Genomic DNA, 16,037 nt, shown 5'->3' on the forward strand with positions numbered 1-16,037 from the left:
GCGCGCCGCGGCTCAGAGTGTCTGGTGACGCCCGAAGTACTTGTGGTCTTCGCTGTAACCGCCGTAACCGCTGCCGATGTCGTGGTAGTCGGCGACGAACTCGATGCCCTTGATCCACTTCACCAGCTTGAAGCCGTGCTGCAATTCGTTGCGCAGCCGCAGCGGTCTGCCGTGCATGTACGGGAGCTGCTGGTCGTTCATGTTGTAGGCCAGCATCGTCATATGGTGGTCCATCTGGCCGATGTGATGGGCGTTGTAGTAGATGCCGCCCGTGGCGCCGAGCCCCATCGAATAGAAGACCGCCCATTTCGCCTCGGGGAGCGGTTTGACGATGTCCATGATCGTTCTCATTTGCACGCCACCCCATTTGGCGACGCCCGACCACGCCTGGATGCAGAAGTGCTGGCTGATCTGCTCGTGGTAGGGCAGCGCCATCAGGTCCTCGAGCGAGAATTCCATCGGGTGTTCGACCAGGCCGTAGACCTTCAGCCGCCAGTCCTTGAAGTCGTCGCGCTCCAGTTCCTTGTACTCGACGGTCTCGGGCAGGCGGCCGTTGCGCCAGTGGTGGGGCGAGATGTCCTTCTCGGTGAAGGCGCCGGGCTTGGGGTCCAGCCGCTCGAGCACCCGCTGGAACGGTCCCACCAGGGCGTACCCGACCCGCTGAACCACCCGGGGGTGCTTAATGGTGAAGGGAGTGGCCCACACCCACGCGATCGCGGTCAGCACCATGGCCGCGGCGAAGATGCCGAAACCGATCCAGCTGTTGTCGTCGCGGGAGGCGAACATGTGGTTGAGATTGCGCAGCGCCTCGGTCGTCAAAACCATCGTCACGTGCACCAGGATGAAGAACAGGAAGTAGACCAGCACCACGAAATGCAGCGAGCGTGCGTGCTGAATGCTCAGCCGCTTGCTCAGCCAATGCACGCGCTGCGACAGCGCGGGCGACATGCCCAGACCGGTGATCAACGCGGCGGGGGCGGCGATGAAGACGGTGGTGAAGTAGGACAGCAGCTGCAGGCCGTTGTAGGCGACCCAGCCGTTGTCGGTCGGCCAGTCCAGCGACAGGTACTGAATGGCCACCGACGCCGCGTTCGGGAAGACGTCCCAGCTCGTCGGCACGATGTGGCGCCACTGACCGGTGGCGAACAACAACACGTAGAAGACGGCCCCGTTGACGAGCCACAACACGTCGACGCCCAGATGCCACCAGCGGGCCAGGCCGATGGAGTGCCGGAAGCCGGGCAGCCCCAGCTGCGGCGGCAGGGCGACGGTGTCGGCATTGGCGGTCCACAGCTCGTCGTCCGGAACCGGCGGGCCCACCCGCAGCCACTCGTCCTTACCCGGGGTCGCGTTGCGGCTGAAGTAAAGCCGGGGATGGTCGCAGAGGATCTGGATCCCGGTCCTGATGATGAACATCATCATGAAGAGGTTGAAGAAGTGCGTCCAGCCGATCCACGCCGGCAGCCCGGGGGGTACGCCTGCGCTGTCCGATCCGGGGTAACGCTGGATGAACGACTGCACCGCCGGCACGTTGTGCAGGCCTTTGCCCACCGCGATCCCGGCGATCAGCACGGCAAACCCGATCGGGATCAGCCACAGCAGGTTGAACCATCGGTCGCGGCCGATGCGTAGCTTCGGGGCGGTGGCCCGCCTGGTGAGATCGAAGCCGCCACCGTAGTGCTCCACATCGATGACGTCTTCGGCGGTGTGTATCTCGTTGCGGTAGTCCGGATTAACGGTCAGCGGCGTGCCCACTGCCAGCGTCGATACCGAGCCACGCTGCGCCGCTCGCCCTCCACCGGTCCCCGCGGAATCAACGGTGTTCGTCACGCGCCCGAAATTACACGAATCAACCTGGATTAATTAGAGCCGATCGGGAACGACGGCCCTCGTCGCGGCGCCCGCGCGGGGTGCGATGGGCGGGACGCGCGCCGAGCGCGCAAAATTTGGCCGAGACAGGAGGGCGTTAGCCGCACCTACCCAATGAAAGGGTCGATTTGTTCCGCAGATACGAACCGATGAGTTTTGCTGTGAGTGTGCGCATAATCTGCTGCCAACACGCTAGTCAGGGTCGTGCGGCAGCAGTCGGCGCACCGGGCGGGTCTCGATGGCGTGGACCGTCAATGCCCGGCGGCTGATCCGCCAGCCCGCGTCGGTCAGCACGTACTCGTCGTCGTAACGCAGGTGCCACGCCACGTCCACCAGTTCGGCGTCGCGTTCGTTCCAGTGGTGCGCGACGCACGCGATCCGCCCGCGCGCGGCACCGCGTTGCGCGGCCGCGTCGTAGACCTCACCGATGATCGCGTGCTCGGTGCGGGCGACGGCGGCGACAACCGCCACGGCGGCTGTGATGGCGTCGCGGCCGCGATGCGAATGGATCGCCAGCAGATCGGCCGGCGGTGCCGGCACCACCAGTTCGGCGTCGGCGGTGAAAAGACGTGCAACAGCGTCGAATTCGCGGTCATCGACGTGGGCGGCGTACCGGTGCACCAGATCGCTCAGCGCCGCCCGCTGGTCGGCTGACAGCGTCATGATTTCAGGGACAGCCGTTGCGCACACGCCGACAACAGGTCTTTGGCCTGCTCGATATCGGTGGTAGGCGGCATGGCCAGCACCAGGCGGTCGGCGCCCTGATCGGCGAGGGCGGCCGCGCGCTCGGCATCGATCTTGGTGACGGCGTGGCCCAGCGAAACCTCCAGCGCCGCCGGATCGCGGCCCGCTGCCGTCGCCTCGTCGCGCATCAGCTCGATCAGCGACGCGAGACGCGGCCCGGTCACCCCGAGCGGCTGGAAGCCGTCGCCGAGGCGTCCGGCGCGGCGCGCTGCGGCGCGGCTGTGCCCGCCGATGTTAATCGGAAGACGTTCCGCTGCAATGGGTTTCGGATAGCACATGACATTCTCGAAGTTGAAGAATTCGCCCGCGAAAGACGCCCCGCCGGACCGCTCGGCCCACAACTCCCGCATGACGGCCAGCTGCTCGTCGGCCCGTCGGCCCCGGCTGTCGAAATCCACATCGCAGGCGGCCAGCTCCTCCTTCAGCCAGCCCACGCCCACACACAGACGCAGCCTGCCGCCGGACAGCGCGTCGACGGTGGCGGCCCGCTTGGCCAGCACCACCGGGTGGTGGTTGGGCAGGACCAGCACACCGGTGGCCAGGCGCAGGCGGCTGGTCTGGCCGGCCAGAAACGCAAGCAGGTCAAGCGGATCCGGGATGGGGCAGTCGGGCGCCAGTCCGACGCGACCCGAATCGTCGTAGGGGTAAACGCTGTCGTAGCGGGTGAGCAACACGGTGTGCTCGACGACGACGATCGATTCGAACCCGCAGGCTTCGAGGTGGCGCGCGAAGGCCACCATCCAGTCGGGGTCCGCAGTGACACCGTCGGCGACCGGGGCCACGACTGAGACCTTCATGGCTTTCGAAGCTAACAAGGCACCCGACGGGGCGACTAGCGGGTGGCGCTTTCGGTGGCGACGGGCGCGATCGCGGCGCGCACGGCTTCGGCGAGCCTGGCGGTACGCGGATCGGTGAACACGTCCTCGAGCATCACCGCGCTCCCGTCGGGACCCGTCAGCGGCACCCGCCAGTTGGGGTATTCATCGGTGGTGCCGGGCTGATTCTGCGTCCGGCGATCACCGACGGCGTCGGTCAGCGCCACGCCCAGCAGCCGCGACGGCGTCCTGCCCAGATAGCGGTACAGCGCAACGACGACCTGCTCGGGGTCCTCCTCGCCTTCCTCGAGCAACCCCACCCGGCACAGCTCGGCCATCCACGCAGCCAGCTCCGTCCGGTCGGATTCGAGCTCCTCTTCGACGGGACGGGTCAGCAGCCCCAGCGAATCGCGCAGCCGCACATGGTCGCCCGCCAGATAGCCGGCGGTCGGCGGCAGGTCGTGCGTGGTGACCGAGGACAGGCAGTACTCGCGCCAGCGCTCGGCCGGCAGCGGGCCGCCGTTACCGTCGCGGTCCAGCTCGAACCAGAGGATCGAGGTGCCCAGCAGCCCGCGTAGCAAGAGGTAGTCGCGCACCCACGGCTCGACGGTGCCGAGGTCCTCCCCGACGACGACCGCTCCGGCGCGATGCGCTTCCAGCGCGACGATGCCGATCATGGCTTCGTGGTCGTACCGCACGTAGGTGCCTTCGGTGGGTGAGGTGCCCCTCGGGATCCACCAGAGTCGGAACAACCCGATGATGTGGTCGATGCGCACGCCACCGGCATGCCGCAGCACCGCGCGGATCAGCGCGCGAAACGGCCGATATTCGTGCTCGTCCAATCGGTCTGGCCGCCACGGCGGTTGGGACCAGTCCTGGCCGAGCTGATTGAACTCGTCCGGCGGTGCGCCCGCGGTGACGCCCAGCGCCATCACGTCCTGCAGCGCCCAGGCGTCGGCGCCATTGGGATGCACGCCGACGGCCAGGTCGTGCATAACGCCCAGCGACATGCCGGCCCGGATCGCCTGTGACTGCGCCGCGGCCAGCTGCTCGTCGAGTTGCCACTGCAGCCAGCGGTGGAAATCGATTGTGTCCGAATACTTTTCGACGAAATCAGCGACGCCGGACGCGTCCGGGTGCTGCAGCGCCTCGGGCCAGGAGTGCCAGTCGGCGCCGTACTTCTCGGCCAGCGCACACCAGGTGGCGAAGTCGTCCAGCGCGCGGCCTTCCCGGTCACGGAATGCGGTGTAGGACAGCGCCCGTCCCGCCGACCGCGGTTCTTCGTGCAGCAGCTTGAGCGCTGCCCGCTTGGCCGCCCACGAGCTGTCGCGGTCGATGGCGTCGGCGCGGGCGGCGCGCTGTTGCACCTCGGAGCGCAGCCGGCGGACCCGGCTGCGCTTGGTCAGGTCGGCGAATTCGGGGATCGCCTCGACGTGAAGGTAAATCGGATTGACGAAGCGCCGCGATGTCGGCAGGTACGGCGACGGCTCCATCGGCTTGGTCGGGGCCGCCGCGTGCAGGGGATTGACCAGGAGATAGTCGGCGCCGTGGAGCGACGCCGACCAGACCGCCAGGTCGGTGAGATCGGTCAGGTCGCCGATGCCCCACGACTGCCGTGACCGCACGCTGTAGAGCTGAACGGCCAGGCCCCACGCGCGCCGGGCGCCGAGCCGCTCCGGCAGCCCGAGCCAGTCCGGCGTGACGATCAGCGCGGTGCTGGTCTCGGAGTCGCCGGAGCGCAGGTGCACCCGGTGATAGCCCAGGGGCAGCTGGGCGGGCAGCAGAAAGCTCGCCTCGCCCACCCAGCGGCCGTCCAGGTCGAACGGCGGCGTGAAGTTGTCGACCTGCTCGACACCGCCGCGCACCGTGCCGTCTTCGAGCTGCAACCACACCTCGGCTGGATCGCCGTGGGTGACATGCGCCCAGAACCGGATCGGCTCGCCGGTACGCCCGACGATGGTCGCCGGCAGCCGGCGCGCCCAGTGCGCCCGCAGCTTCGCGGTCAGCGCGAAATTGCGCTCCTGCTCGTTGTCGGCGGCGACGCCGAGGGCGCCCAGCACGGCCTTCAGCGTGGTCTCGGAAACCCGCACCCGCCGGCCGGTCCAGTCCTCGTAGTCCGTCGCGATGCCGTACCTCCGGGCGAGTTCGATCAGCGACGGCGCGAGTTCAGTCATACGGCCATCTTGCTGCCAGGATTCGCGGCCCTGCGACTCGGACCCGACGCGAGTTGGCGCATTCTTTGCTGTGTGGTGGCCTGCCATTCATTTACGGCTTCTCCCGAGAAGGGCTTCGTGCGCTCGACAGGACGAAAGGCCGCGCGGCCACTACGATGTTCCGAGGAGACCAAAAGGATCCGGTCGGCTCATCCGTGGGGGAACGAAACTGCCAGCTCAACGGGGCGTGTCGGCGCCGTCCTGGCCAGTGGCCCCGGCGCGGCGAACGCGGCCCGCCCCGGGTGCATAAAGAGATGTAGAAGTGAATGGCTTTGGCGCCGCGTGGCGAGGTCCGCGCAGGTGCCTTACGGTTGTCATGTAATTCGCGCTGGATCAGTTCAGCCGGACAATATCCAGGCGCATCAGTAGACCGGATGGTGAATTAAGTGGCGGAAGAGAGTCGCGGGCAGCGCGGGTCGGGGTACGGCCTCGGGTTGTCGACCCGGACCCAGGTGACCGGCTACCAGTTCCTTGCGCGCCGGACCGCGATGGCATTGACCCGGTGGCGCGTCCGCATGGAGGTCGAGCCGGGACGGCGTCAGAACCTGGCGGTGGTGGCATCGATCTCGGCCGCGCTGGTGATCTGCCTCGGCGCGCTGCTTTACTCCTTCATCAGCCCGGCCGGCCAGATCAACGAGTCGCCGATCATCGCCGACCGCGACTCGGGTGCCCTGTACGTCCGGGTCGGCGAGAAGTTGTACCCGGCGCTGAACCTGGCGTCGGCCCGCCTCATCACCGGCCGCCCGGACAACCCGCACCTGGTCAAGTCCAACCAGATCGCCAGCCTGCCGCGCGGTCCGATGGTGGGCATCCCGGGTGCACCGTCCAGCTTCCACCCGACCAGCCCGGCCGCGTCGTCCTGGTTGGTGTGCGACACCGTGGCGAACTCGACCGGCGCCGGGGCGCCGTCCGGTGTGACGGTGACGGTGATCGACGGCAACCCCGATCTGGGCAACCACCGGCGGGTGCTGACGGGGTCGGACGCGGTGGTGCTGAACTACAGCGGCGACGCCTGGGTGATCCGGGACGGACGTCGCTCCCGCATCGACGGGTCGAACCGCTCGGTGCTGCTGCCGTTGGGTCTCACCCCGGAGCAGGTCAGCATGGCCAAGCCGATGAGCCGCGCCCTGTATGACGCGTTGCCGGTGGGTCCGGAACTGACCGTGCCGCAGATCCAGAATGCCGGCGCCGGAGCGTCGTTCCCGAACGCGCCGGGTCCGATCGGCACGGTGATCGTCACCCCGCAAATCAGTGGGCCGCAACAGTATTCATTGGTGTTGGCCGACGGTGTGCAGACGCTGCCGCCGTTGGTGGCCCAGATCCTGCAGAACGCCGGGCCGGGCAACACCAAGCCGGTGACCGTGGAGCCGTCCGCGCTGGCGAAGATGCCGGTGGTCAACAAGCTGGATCTGTCGTCCTACCCGGACGCGCCGCTGAACGTGATGGACATCCGCGAGAACCCGGCGACCTGCTGGTGGTGGCAGAAGACCTCCGGTGAGAACCGGGCCCGCGTCCAGATCATCTCCGGCGCGACCATTCCGGTCGAGCAGAAGGACGCCAACAGGGTGGTGTCGCTGGTCAAGGCCGACACCACCGGTCGCGAAGCCGATCAGGTCTTCTTCGGGCCCGACTACGCGAACTTCGTGGCCGTCACCGGAAACGACCCCGGAGCCAAGACCACCGAATCGTTGTGGTGGCTCACGGATGCGGGTGCCCGATTCGGAGTCGACGACACCCGCGAGGTACGAGAAGCGTTGGGCCTCAAGACGAAACCGGGCCTGGCGCCGTGGGTGGCGCTGCGGCTGCTGCCGCAGGGCCCGACGTTGTCGCGGGCGGATGCGCTGGTGGAGCACGACACGCTACCGATGGATATGTCACCAGGAGAGTTGGCGGTACCGAAGTGAAACGTGGATTTGCGCGGCCGACGCCGGAGAAGCCTCCGGTAATCAAGCCGGAGAACATCGTCCTTCCGACGCCGTTGAGCATCCCGCCGCCGGAGGGCAAGCCCTGGTGGCTGATCGTGGTCGGCGTCGTGGTGGTCGGCCTGCTGATCGGTATGGTCGCCATGACCTTCGCCAGCGGCTCGCACGTGTTCGGCGGCGCCGGATCAATCTTCCCGATCTTCATGATCGGTGGCGTCGCGATGATGATGTTCGGCGGCCGGTTCGGCGGCCAGCAGCAGATGAGCCGGCCCAAGCTGGACTCGATGCGCGCCCAGTTCATGCTGATGCTGGACATGCTGCGCGAGACCGCCCACGAGTCGGCCGACAGCATGGACGCCAACTACCGGTGGTTCCACCCGGCGCCCACCACACTGGCCGCCGCGGTCGGGTCGTCGCGGATGTGGGAACGCAAGCCCGACGGCAAGGATCTGAACTTCGGCGTGGTCCGCGTCGGCGTCGGTATGACGCGTCCCGAGGTGACCTGGGGTGAGCCCCAGAACATGCCGACCGACATCGAGCTGGAGCCGGTGACCGGTAAGGCGCTTCAGGAATTCGGGCGCTACCAAAGCGTCGTCTACAACCTGCCCAAGATGATCTCGGTGCTGGTCGAGCCCTGGTACTCGCTGGCCGGAGATCGCGAGCAGGCGGTGGGACTGATGCGGGCGATCATCTGCCAGCTGGCGTTCTCGCACGGGCCCGACCACATGCGCATGATCGTGGTCAGTTCGAACCTGGACGAATGGGACTGGGTGAAGTGGCTGCCGCACTTCGGTGACCCGCGCCGCCAGGACGCTGCCGGCAACGCGCGGATGGTCTACAGCTCGGTGCGCGAGTTCGCCGCCGAGCAGGCTGAATTGTTCGCCGGCCGTGGCTCTTTCACGCCTCGCCACGCCAGTTCGTCGGCCCAGACGCCGACTCCGCACACCGTGATCATCGCCGATGCCGTCGACCCGCAATGGGAGTACGTGATCAGCGGCGAGGGCGTCGACGGGGTGACGTTCTTCGACCTGACCGGTTCCGCGATGTGGAGCGCGGTCCCGGAGCGCACGCTGCGGTTCGACGAGAAGGGTGTGATCGAGGCGCTGCCCCGCGACCGCGACACCTGGATGGTCATCGACGAGAAGCCCTGGTTCTTCGCCCTTACCGACCACATCAGCACCGCCGAGGCCGAGGAGTTCGCGCAGAAGCTGGCGCGCTGGCGGCTCGCCGAGGCGTACGAGGAGATCGGCCAGCGGGTGGCGCACATCGGCGCCCGAGACATCATGTCCTACTACGGGATTGACGATCCGGGCCGCATCGACTTCGAGGCGCTGTGGGGTAGCCGCAACGACGCGATGGGCAGGTCCCGGTTGCGCGCGCCGTTCGGTGTACGTTCCGACAACGGCGAGCTGCTTTTCCTGGACATGAAGTCGCTGGACGAAGGCGGCGACGGCCCGCACGGCGTCATGTCCGGTACGACCGGATCGGGTAAATCGACCCTGGTGCGAACCGTGATCGAATCGCTGATGCTCAGCCACCCGCCGGAGGAGCTGCAGTTCGTGCTGGCCGACCTCAAGGGTGGGTCGGCGGTCAAGCCGTTCGCCGGCGTGCCGCACGTGTCCCGGATCATCACCGACCTGGAAGAAGACCAGGCGTTGATGGAGCGCTTCCTGGACGCGCTGTGGGGTGAGATCGCCCGCCGCAAGGCGATCTGCGACAGCGCCGGCGTCGACGACGCCAAGGAATACAACTCGGTGCGCAGCCGGATGCGGGCACGCGGCCAGGACATGGCGCCGCTGCCGATGCTCGTGGTCGTCATCGACGAGTTCTACGAGTGGTTCCGGATCATGCCGACCGCGGTCGACGTCCTCGACTCCATCGGCCGTCAGGGTCGCGCGTACTGGATCCACCTGATGATGGCGTCGCAGACCATTGAGAGCCGCGCCGAAAAGCTCATGGAGAACATGGGTTACCGGTTGGTGCTGAAGGCGCGTACCGCCGGTGCGGCGCAGGCGGCCGGTGTGCCGAACGCGGTCAACCTGCCCGCCCAGGCCGGTCTGGGCTACTTCCGCCGCAGTCTGGAAGACATCACCCGGTTCCAGGCCGAGTTCCTGTGGCGGGACTATTTCCCGCGCGGCCTCACCGACGACGGAGATGAAGCGCCGGCGCTGGTGCACAGCATCGACTACGTCCGTCCGCAACTGTTCACCAACTCGTTCACCCCGCTGGAAGTCAGCGTGGGGGGACCGGAGATCACCGCGCCCGCGATCCCCACCGACGGCGACGCGCTTCCGATCGAGGCGGCCGAGGACGACGACTCCGAAGGGATCCGGACACCCAAGGTCGGCACGGTCATCATCGACCAGCTGCGCAAGATCGACTTCCAGCCGTACCGGCTGTGGCAGCCGCCGCTGAGCCAGCCCGTCGCCATCGACGAGTTGGTGAACCGGTTCCTCGGCCGCCCCTGGCAGCAGGACTACGGCACCGCGCAGGATCTGGTCTTCCCGATCGGGATCATCGACCGTCCCTTCAAGCACGACCAGCCGCCGTGGACGGTCGACACGTCGGGGCCCGGTGCCAACGTCCTGATCCTGGGCGCAGGTGGTTCGGGTAAGACGACCGCGCTGCAGACCCTGATCTGTTCGGCGGCGCTGACCCACACCCCCGAGCAGATCCAGTTCTACTGCCTGGCCTACAGCAGCACCGCGCTGACCACCGTCGCCCGGCTGCCGCACGTCGGTGAGGTGGCCGGCCCGACCGACCCGTACGGCGTTCGCCGCACGGTGGCCGAGCTGCTGGCGCTGGTGCGGGAGCGCAAGCGCAGCTTCCTCGAGTACGGGATCGCCTCGATGGAGGTGTTCCGGCGGCGCAAGTTCGGCAACGAGCCCGGTCCGGTTCCCAACGACGGCTTCGGCGACGTCTACCTGGTGGTGGACAACTACCGGGCGCTGGCCGAAGAGAACGAGGTGCTGATCGAGCAGGTCAACGTGATCATCAACCAGGGCCCCTCGTTCGGGGTGCACGTGGTGGTCACCGCCGATCGCGAATCGGAGCTGCGGCCGCCGGTGCGCAGCGGGTTCGGCTCGCGGGTCGAGCTGCGGCTGGCCGCGGTGGAAGACGCGAAGCTGGTGCGCTCACGTTTCGCCAAGGACGTTCCGGTCAAGCCGGGTCGCGGCATGGTCGCGGTCAACTACGTCCGCCTCGACGCCGACCCGCAGTCCGGTCTACACACTTTGGTGGCACGTCCCGCGCTGGCCAGCACGCCCGACAACCGATTCGAGTCCGACAGCATCGTCGAAGCCGTCAGCCGCATCACCAGCGCTCAGGCTCCGCCGGTGCGCCGGCTGCCGGCGACCTTCGGGGTGGAACAGCTCCGCGAGCTCGCCGCGCAGGACACCCGCCAGGGCGTCGGCGCGGGCGGAATCGCTTGGGCCATCTCGGAATTGGACCTGTCTCCGGTGTATCTCAACTTCGCCGAGAACGCGCACCTGATGGTGACCGGCCGTCGCGAATGTGGGCGTACCACGACGCTGGCCACGATCATGTCCGAGATCGGGCGGTTGTACGCACCGGGAGCGACCAGCGCACCGCCGCCGCCGGCGGGGCAGCGCTCGGCCCAGGTGTGGCTGGTGGACCCGCGTCGTCAGCTGCTGACCACGCTCGGCTCCGACTACGTGGAGAAGTTCGCCTACAACCTCGACGGCGTGCAGGCGATGATGGGCGAACTGGCCGCGGTCCTGGCAGGCCGCGAGCCGCCGCCGGGCCTGTCCGCCGAAGAGCTGCTGTCGCGGAACTGGTGGAGCGGGCCGGAGATCTTCCTGATCGTCGACGACATCCAGCAGCTGCCGGCCGGCTTCGACTCGCCGTTGCACAAGGCCGCGCCGTGGGTGACCCGGGCCGCCGACGTCGGCCTGCACGTGATCGTCACGCGGACGTTCGGTGGTTGGTCCTCGGCCGGCAGCGACCCGATGTTGCGGGCACTGGCCCAGGCGAACGCGCCGCTGCTGGTGATGGACGCCGATCCCGACGAGGGATTCATCCGCGGCAAGATGAAGGGTGGTCCGCTGCCCCGTGGCCGAGGCCTGCTGATGGCCGAGGACACCGGCGTGTTCGTTCAGGTCGCAGCGACCGATTTCCGCAAGTAGGACGGCGCGCTGCGCTGGGGCCGACCGGGTTCAGCCCCAGCGCAGCGGCAATGCCTTGAGCGCGAAACTCTTTGACGGGTAATTGATGTCGGGGGAGTAGTCCTCGGGCAGTTCGAAATCCGGAATCTGCGACAGCCATTCCGCGACGATCACCGTCAGTTCGATGCGGGCCAGGTGAGAGCCCAGGCAGCGATGCGGCCCGCCGCCAAACCCCCAGTGCCGGTGGACTTTTCCGTCCATGTTGAGCTCGTTGGTGGACATCGAATCGCTGCCGTCGCGATTGACCGCGGCCATGCACAGCCGTACCGACGTGCCCGGCGGCAGTGTCATGCCGCCGACTTCGACGAATTCGGTGGTGATCCGCGGGGCCACCGGGGCCGACGGTTCGAGCCGGACGATCTCCTCGATGAAAACCCTGATCTGCTTTGGATTGTCGCGCAGTTCCTTGCGCAGCTGCGGCCTGCGCGCCAACTCGTACAAGGAGAACCCGATGGCCGCGGTCACCGTGTCCAAACCGGCCAGGATCAGCAGGTGACTCATGCCCAGCAGCTCGAGGTCGGTGAAATTGCCCTTGCCGGTTATCACCTTGGACAGCATGTCCGACCCCGGGTTCTGCCGGCGCTGCGCGATGGCATCGGCCAGATACTGCAGCAGTTGATCGGACTTCTCGACGTCGCTCTGGGTGATGAAGGGCTTTTCGCTGACGACGGCGTCTTTCCAGTCGATGAGGCGGTCACGATCCTCGACCGGCAGGCCGTAGAGATCCAGGAACACCTGAAACGGATACAGGTTGGCGAAGTCCGCCATCACCTCGCACTCGCCCCGGCCGGCCAGGGCGCCGATCATCTCGCCGGCATGGCGCTGCAGCACCGGGCGCGACTTGCTCAACGCGTGGGGGCTGAAATACGGCTGCAAAATCTGGCGATAGCGGGTGTGCTGGGGCGGATCAAAAGCCAGCGGCAGCACCGGCAATGGGTGGCCCGGGGGCTGCAGCACCGTCGATGAGAAAACCTTGGTGTTGCGCAGTGCGGCCAGCACGTCTTCGCGCCGGGTGATGTAGTAGTGGCCGTTCATGAAGACCACGGGTCCGGCGTCGCGCAGCGTCTTCCATCCGACGCCCCGGTCGGTGGTCATCGGTAGCGTGGCGAAATCAAGTCGGGGTAGGTAGAACGAGCCGGGCTGGCCTTCGCTCATGCGCTTCGATCTCCGGTTGTCTGTATTTGTGCCAAAACCGCGACGCGGTTGCGCCTTCGTCGGACTTCGTCGACATCAACATGTGGCGGCACATCAATATTGCATGCGCGGCAAAGGAACACGGACACGCCTACCCGGGCCGATCCGGAGCGCCCGGCGTACGGAATCGGCTGGCGAACACCCTCGATACCTTACCGACCGACTAACCTGGGTACCGAACCGTGAAGTGCCGGCCCGGCCTAGGGAGGAAACCTCGTGAAGGTTCGTCTGGAACAGTCGAAATGTGTGGGCCACGCCCAGTGCTACGCCGTCGACCCAGACCTGTTTCCCATCGACGAGTCCGGCTATTCGATTCTCGAGGAGCACGACGTCGCACCCGAAGACGAGCAATTGACTCGCGACGGCGTGGCTTCCTGCCCCGAAATGGCACTGATTCTCGAAGAGGACTGACCGCGCAAATCTGTCCTGGCGCAGCGGGCGAAAAGCAAACGGATGATGAACAATCCGTTGCCTTCAATGAACTCCCGCCGACCGGGAATGAACAGTGGCTGGCCATTGATGAACAGGTGGCTTTGGGTGTCGGCGTTTGCCTCGTAACGAACTAATCTCAGTCGCGGGCGGCAGTTCGGGCACACGCGAGCTGTCGCTCGGTTGCTGATAGCGGGGGATAAGCCGAGGCCAGAAGGTGCATGACGTTCTTGACCGGATGTCCGAGAAGTGCGGTGGCAGACCACCTTTGCGGGCACAGCCAATCGGTCAATATGCATCGTCCGGCGCGGCTGATGGGGTTGCGGGCGGAAGGCATCGCACAGCGACCCCCTCGGTTTCGGCAGCCGACCGGTGGCGTCGTTTACAGAGCCGTGACCACGACCACCACTGATTCCTATGTGACAGCCGAGATCGCATGCGTTCGCGGCCGACTGAGGAGGACACGGTGTTTGACTTCGCGGCGTTACCGCCCGAAATCAATTCCGGTCGCATGTATGCGGGTCCGGGGTCGGGGCCAATGATGGCCGCGGCCGCCGCCTGGGATGAGATTGCGGCGGAATTGGGTGTAGCGGCCAGCGGCTACAACTCGGTGGTTACCGAGCTCACCAGCGGGCCGTGGATAGGACCGGCATCGATGTCGATGCTGTCGGCGATCACCCCGTACGTGAGCTGGCTCAGTACCATGGCCGCGCAGGCGGAGGAGACGGCGGGGCAGGGCCGGGCGGCCGCTGCTGCCTTTGAGGCGGCGTTTGCGATGACGGTGCCGCCACCGGTGATCGCCGCCAATCGAGTCTTGCTGGCGACCCTGGTGGCGACCAATTTCTTCGGGCAGAACACGCCCGCGATCGCGGCCACCGAGGCGCAGTACATGGAGATGTGGGCGCAAGACGCGGGCGCTATGGCCGGATACACCGCGTCTTCGGCGGCCGCCTCGACGTTGAGCCCGTTCGTCACGCCGCCCAACACGACCACCCCGGAGGCGGACTCCGACCAGGCCGCCGCGGTCGCCAAGGCCGTCGCCGAGCCGGCGGGCAACACCGCACAGAACACCGCACAGACCACGTCCCAGCTGGCGACCCCACAAGCGTTGTCGGCCAGCACAACTCAGGCGGCGACACAAACGACCGCGGCTACCTCGAATCCAGGGCTGATCTCGAGCACACTTCAGGACCTGTTGAATTCCGGGCTGCCGACTCCCACAAACAACTACCTGGGGCTGAATCCCACGCTCTACACCGTGCTGCTCAAGCAGACCTCGGGTCTCGGGTATTTCTCCAACGGCATCGTCGCCTTCTGGTCGCAGCTCTCCCAGCAGTTGGTCTTCGGTCCCGGGGGTAGCACGGCAGGTGCCGGTGGTGCCTGGTACCCCACACCGCAGTTCGCGGCCCTGGGTCTGGGCAACCTGGGCGGTGTCGGCCACGTGGGTGCCGTCTCCGCCGGGGTCGGCCAGGCCGGCCGGGTGGGGCTGCTCTCGGTGCCGCAGCATTGGGGGACGCTGACCTCGTCGGTGACCCCGGCGGCACTGTCCGAGGAGGTAACGCCGATCGAGGCCGCGGCGACCGGTGGGGCGAATTCCCCGGCCAATGGTCTGCTGCGCGGCATGCCGGTCGGGTCGATCGGGCGACGCGGCGCGGCCGCCGGCTATGTCAACAAGTACGGCTTCCGCTACAGCGTGCTCACCCGCCCACCATCCGCCGGATAAGAAAAGTCCAGATGAACGCCATGAACGGTCAACTCAACGCAATGCTCGCCGGGCTTCACCGAAGGGAAGGAAACTAGATGTCCTTTGTGACCGCGCAGCCCGAGGCGCTTGCCGCCGCAGCGGGCAATCTTCAGACCATTGGCTCAACGCTGAGCGCTCAGAACGCCGCTGCAGCGGCCCCGACGACGGGGGTGGTGCCGGCGGCCGCCGACGAGGTCTCGGCGCTCACGGCGGCGCAGTTCGCCGCGCACGGGCAGATGTACCAGGCCGTCAGCGCTCAAGCGGCGGCGATTCACGAAATGTTTGTCAACACCCTGAGCACCAGCTCCGGGTCGTACGCGGTGACTGAGGCGGCCAACGCGGCCGCGACTGGTTAAGGAGTCAATGATGTTGGATTACGGAGCGTTTCCGCCGGAGTTCAATTCGGCGCGAATTTATTCTGGTCCGGGGTCGGGGTCCTTGATGGCCGCGGCGTCGGCGTGGAGCGCGCTGGCGGCCGAGCTCAACTCGGCGGCGCTGAGCTACGAGCAGGTGATCACCGCGCTGAGCAGCGAGGAATGGACCGGCACCGCCTCGGCGGCGATGGCCCAGGCGGCGGCTCCCTACGCCGCATGGATGACCGCCACGGCCGCGCAGGCTGAGGAGGCGGCCACCCAGGCACGCGCGGCGGCCGCGGCGTATGAGACCGCGCTGGCCTCCTCGGTGCCGCCCCCGTTGATCGCAGCCAACCGGATGCAATCGCAGCAGCTGCAGGCGACGAACGTGCTGGGGCAGAACACCCCGCTGATCGCCCAACTGGAATCCCAGTACGGCGAGATGTGGGCGCAGGACGCGGGCGCGATGTACGGCTACGCGGGCCAGTCCTCGTCGGCGACGAAGGTGACGCAGTTCCAGAAGGCGCCCGAGGTGACCAACCAGGCGGGCCAGGCCAACCAGGCCGCGGC

11 protein-coding genes are annotated in these 16,037 nt (G+C 67.1%); 6 read left to right on the top strand and 5 right to left on the bottom strand.

What is annotated here, in order from left to right:
• Positions 1-12 precede the first annotated feature (12 nt).
• The 4 genes from A5732_RS05975 to malQ all read right to left on the bottom strand — a co-directional run bounded on the left by A5732_RS05975 (position 13) and on the right by malQ (position 5,602).
• Positions 13-1,755 carry a molybdopterin-dependent oxidoreductase gene (locus tag A5732_RS05975; RefSeq protein ID WP_076055433.1) on the bottom strand — a complete coding sequence of 581 codons (1,743 nt, stop codon included), beginning with the start codon at positions 1,753-1,755 and terminating at the stop codon, positions 13-15.
• Between the two features lie 306 nt (positions 1,756-2,061).
• Complete coding sequence (locus A5732_RS05980; protein ID WP_076101423.1) at positions 2,062-2,532, bottom strand: nuclear transport factor 2 family protein; 471 nt, start codon at positions 2,530-2,532, stop codon at positions 2,062-2,064.
• Entirely contained in the window at positions 2,529-3,410 is an 882-nt protein-coding gene (locus A5732_RS05985; protein ID WP_076101425.1) for an LLM class F420-dependent oxidoreductase, read from the bottom strand. The genes A5732_RS05980 and A5732_RS05985 overlap by 4 nt, the downstream gene beginning before the upstream one ends.
• Before the next feature lie 35 nt (positions 3,411-3,445).
• A complete protein-coding gene (gene malQ, locus A5732_RS05990; protein WP_076101427.1) occupies positions 3,446-5,602 on the bottom strand; it encodes a 4-alpha-glucanotransferase in 2,157 nt (718 codons plus the stop codon).
• 425 nt (positions 5,603-6,027) lie between these two features.
• Here malQ and eccB point away from each other — a divergent pair, with 425 nt between their 5' ends.
• Together eccB and eccCa are read left to right on the top strand one after the other, a co-directional pair.
• Entirely contained in the window at positions 6,028-7,545 is a 1,518-nt protein-coding gene (gene eccB / locus A5732_RS05995) for a type VII secretion protein EccB (protein ID WP_076101429.1), read from the top strand.
• Positions 7,542-11,708 carry a type VII secretion protein EccCa gene (eccCa, locus tag A5732_RS06000; RefSeq protein ID WP_076055426.1) on the top strand — a complete coding sequence of 1,389 codons (4,167 nt, stop codon included), beginning with the start codon at positions 7,542-7,544 and terminating at the stop codon, positions 11,706-11,708. The genes eccB and eccCa overlap by 4 nt, the downstream gene beginning before the upstream one ends.
• 30 nt (positions 11,709-11,738) lie before the next feature.
• Here the strand turns inward: eccCa and A5732_RS06005 are convergent, their stop codons facing one another.
• Positions 11,739-12,902 carry a cytochrome P450 gene (locus tag A5732_RS06005; RefSeq protein WP_076101432.1) on the bottom strand — a complete coding sequence of 388 codons (1,164 nt, stop codon included), beginning with the start codon at positions 12,900-12,902 and terminating at the stop codon, positions 11,739-11,741.
• A 255-nt stretch (positions 12,903-13,157) separates the two neighbouring features.
• Here A5732_RS06005 and A5732_RS06010 point away from each other — a divergent pair, with 255 nt between their 5' ends.
• From A5732_RS06010 to A5732_RS06025, 4 genes are all read left to right on the top strand, one after another.
• Positions 13,158-13,352 carry a ferredoxin gene (locus A5732_RS06010; protein WP_076055422.1) on the top strand — a complete coding sequence of 65 codons (195 nt, stop codon included), beginning with the start codon at positions 13,158-13,160 and terminating at the stop codon, positions 13,350-13,352.
• A gap of 484 nt (positions 13,353-13,836) precedes the next feature.
• Positions 13,837-15,093 carry a PPE family protein gene (locus A5732_RS06015; RefSeq protein ID WP_076055569.1) on the top strand — a complete coding sequence of 419 codons (1,257 nt, stop codon included), beginning with the start codon at positions 13,837-13,839 and terminating at the stop codon, positions 15,091-15,093.
• Positions 15,094-15,170: 77 nt separating this feature from the next.
• Entirely contained in the window at positions 15,171-15,470 is a 300-nt protein-coding gene (locus tag A5732_RS06020; RefSeq protein ID WP_076101433.1) for a PE family protein, read from the top strand.
• A 7-nt stretch (positions 15,471-15,477) separates the two neighbouring features.
• On the top strand, positions 15,478-16,037 hold a 560-nt coding region (locus A5732_RS06025; protein WP_142256564.1), incomplete at its 3' end, for a PPE family protein.

This window comes from Mycobacterium colombiense, from assembly GCF_001953985.1.
Lineage (GTDB): Bacteria > Actinomycetota > Actinomycetes > Mycobacteriales > Mycobacteriaceae > Mycobacterium > Mycobacterium colombiense_B.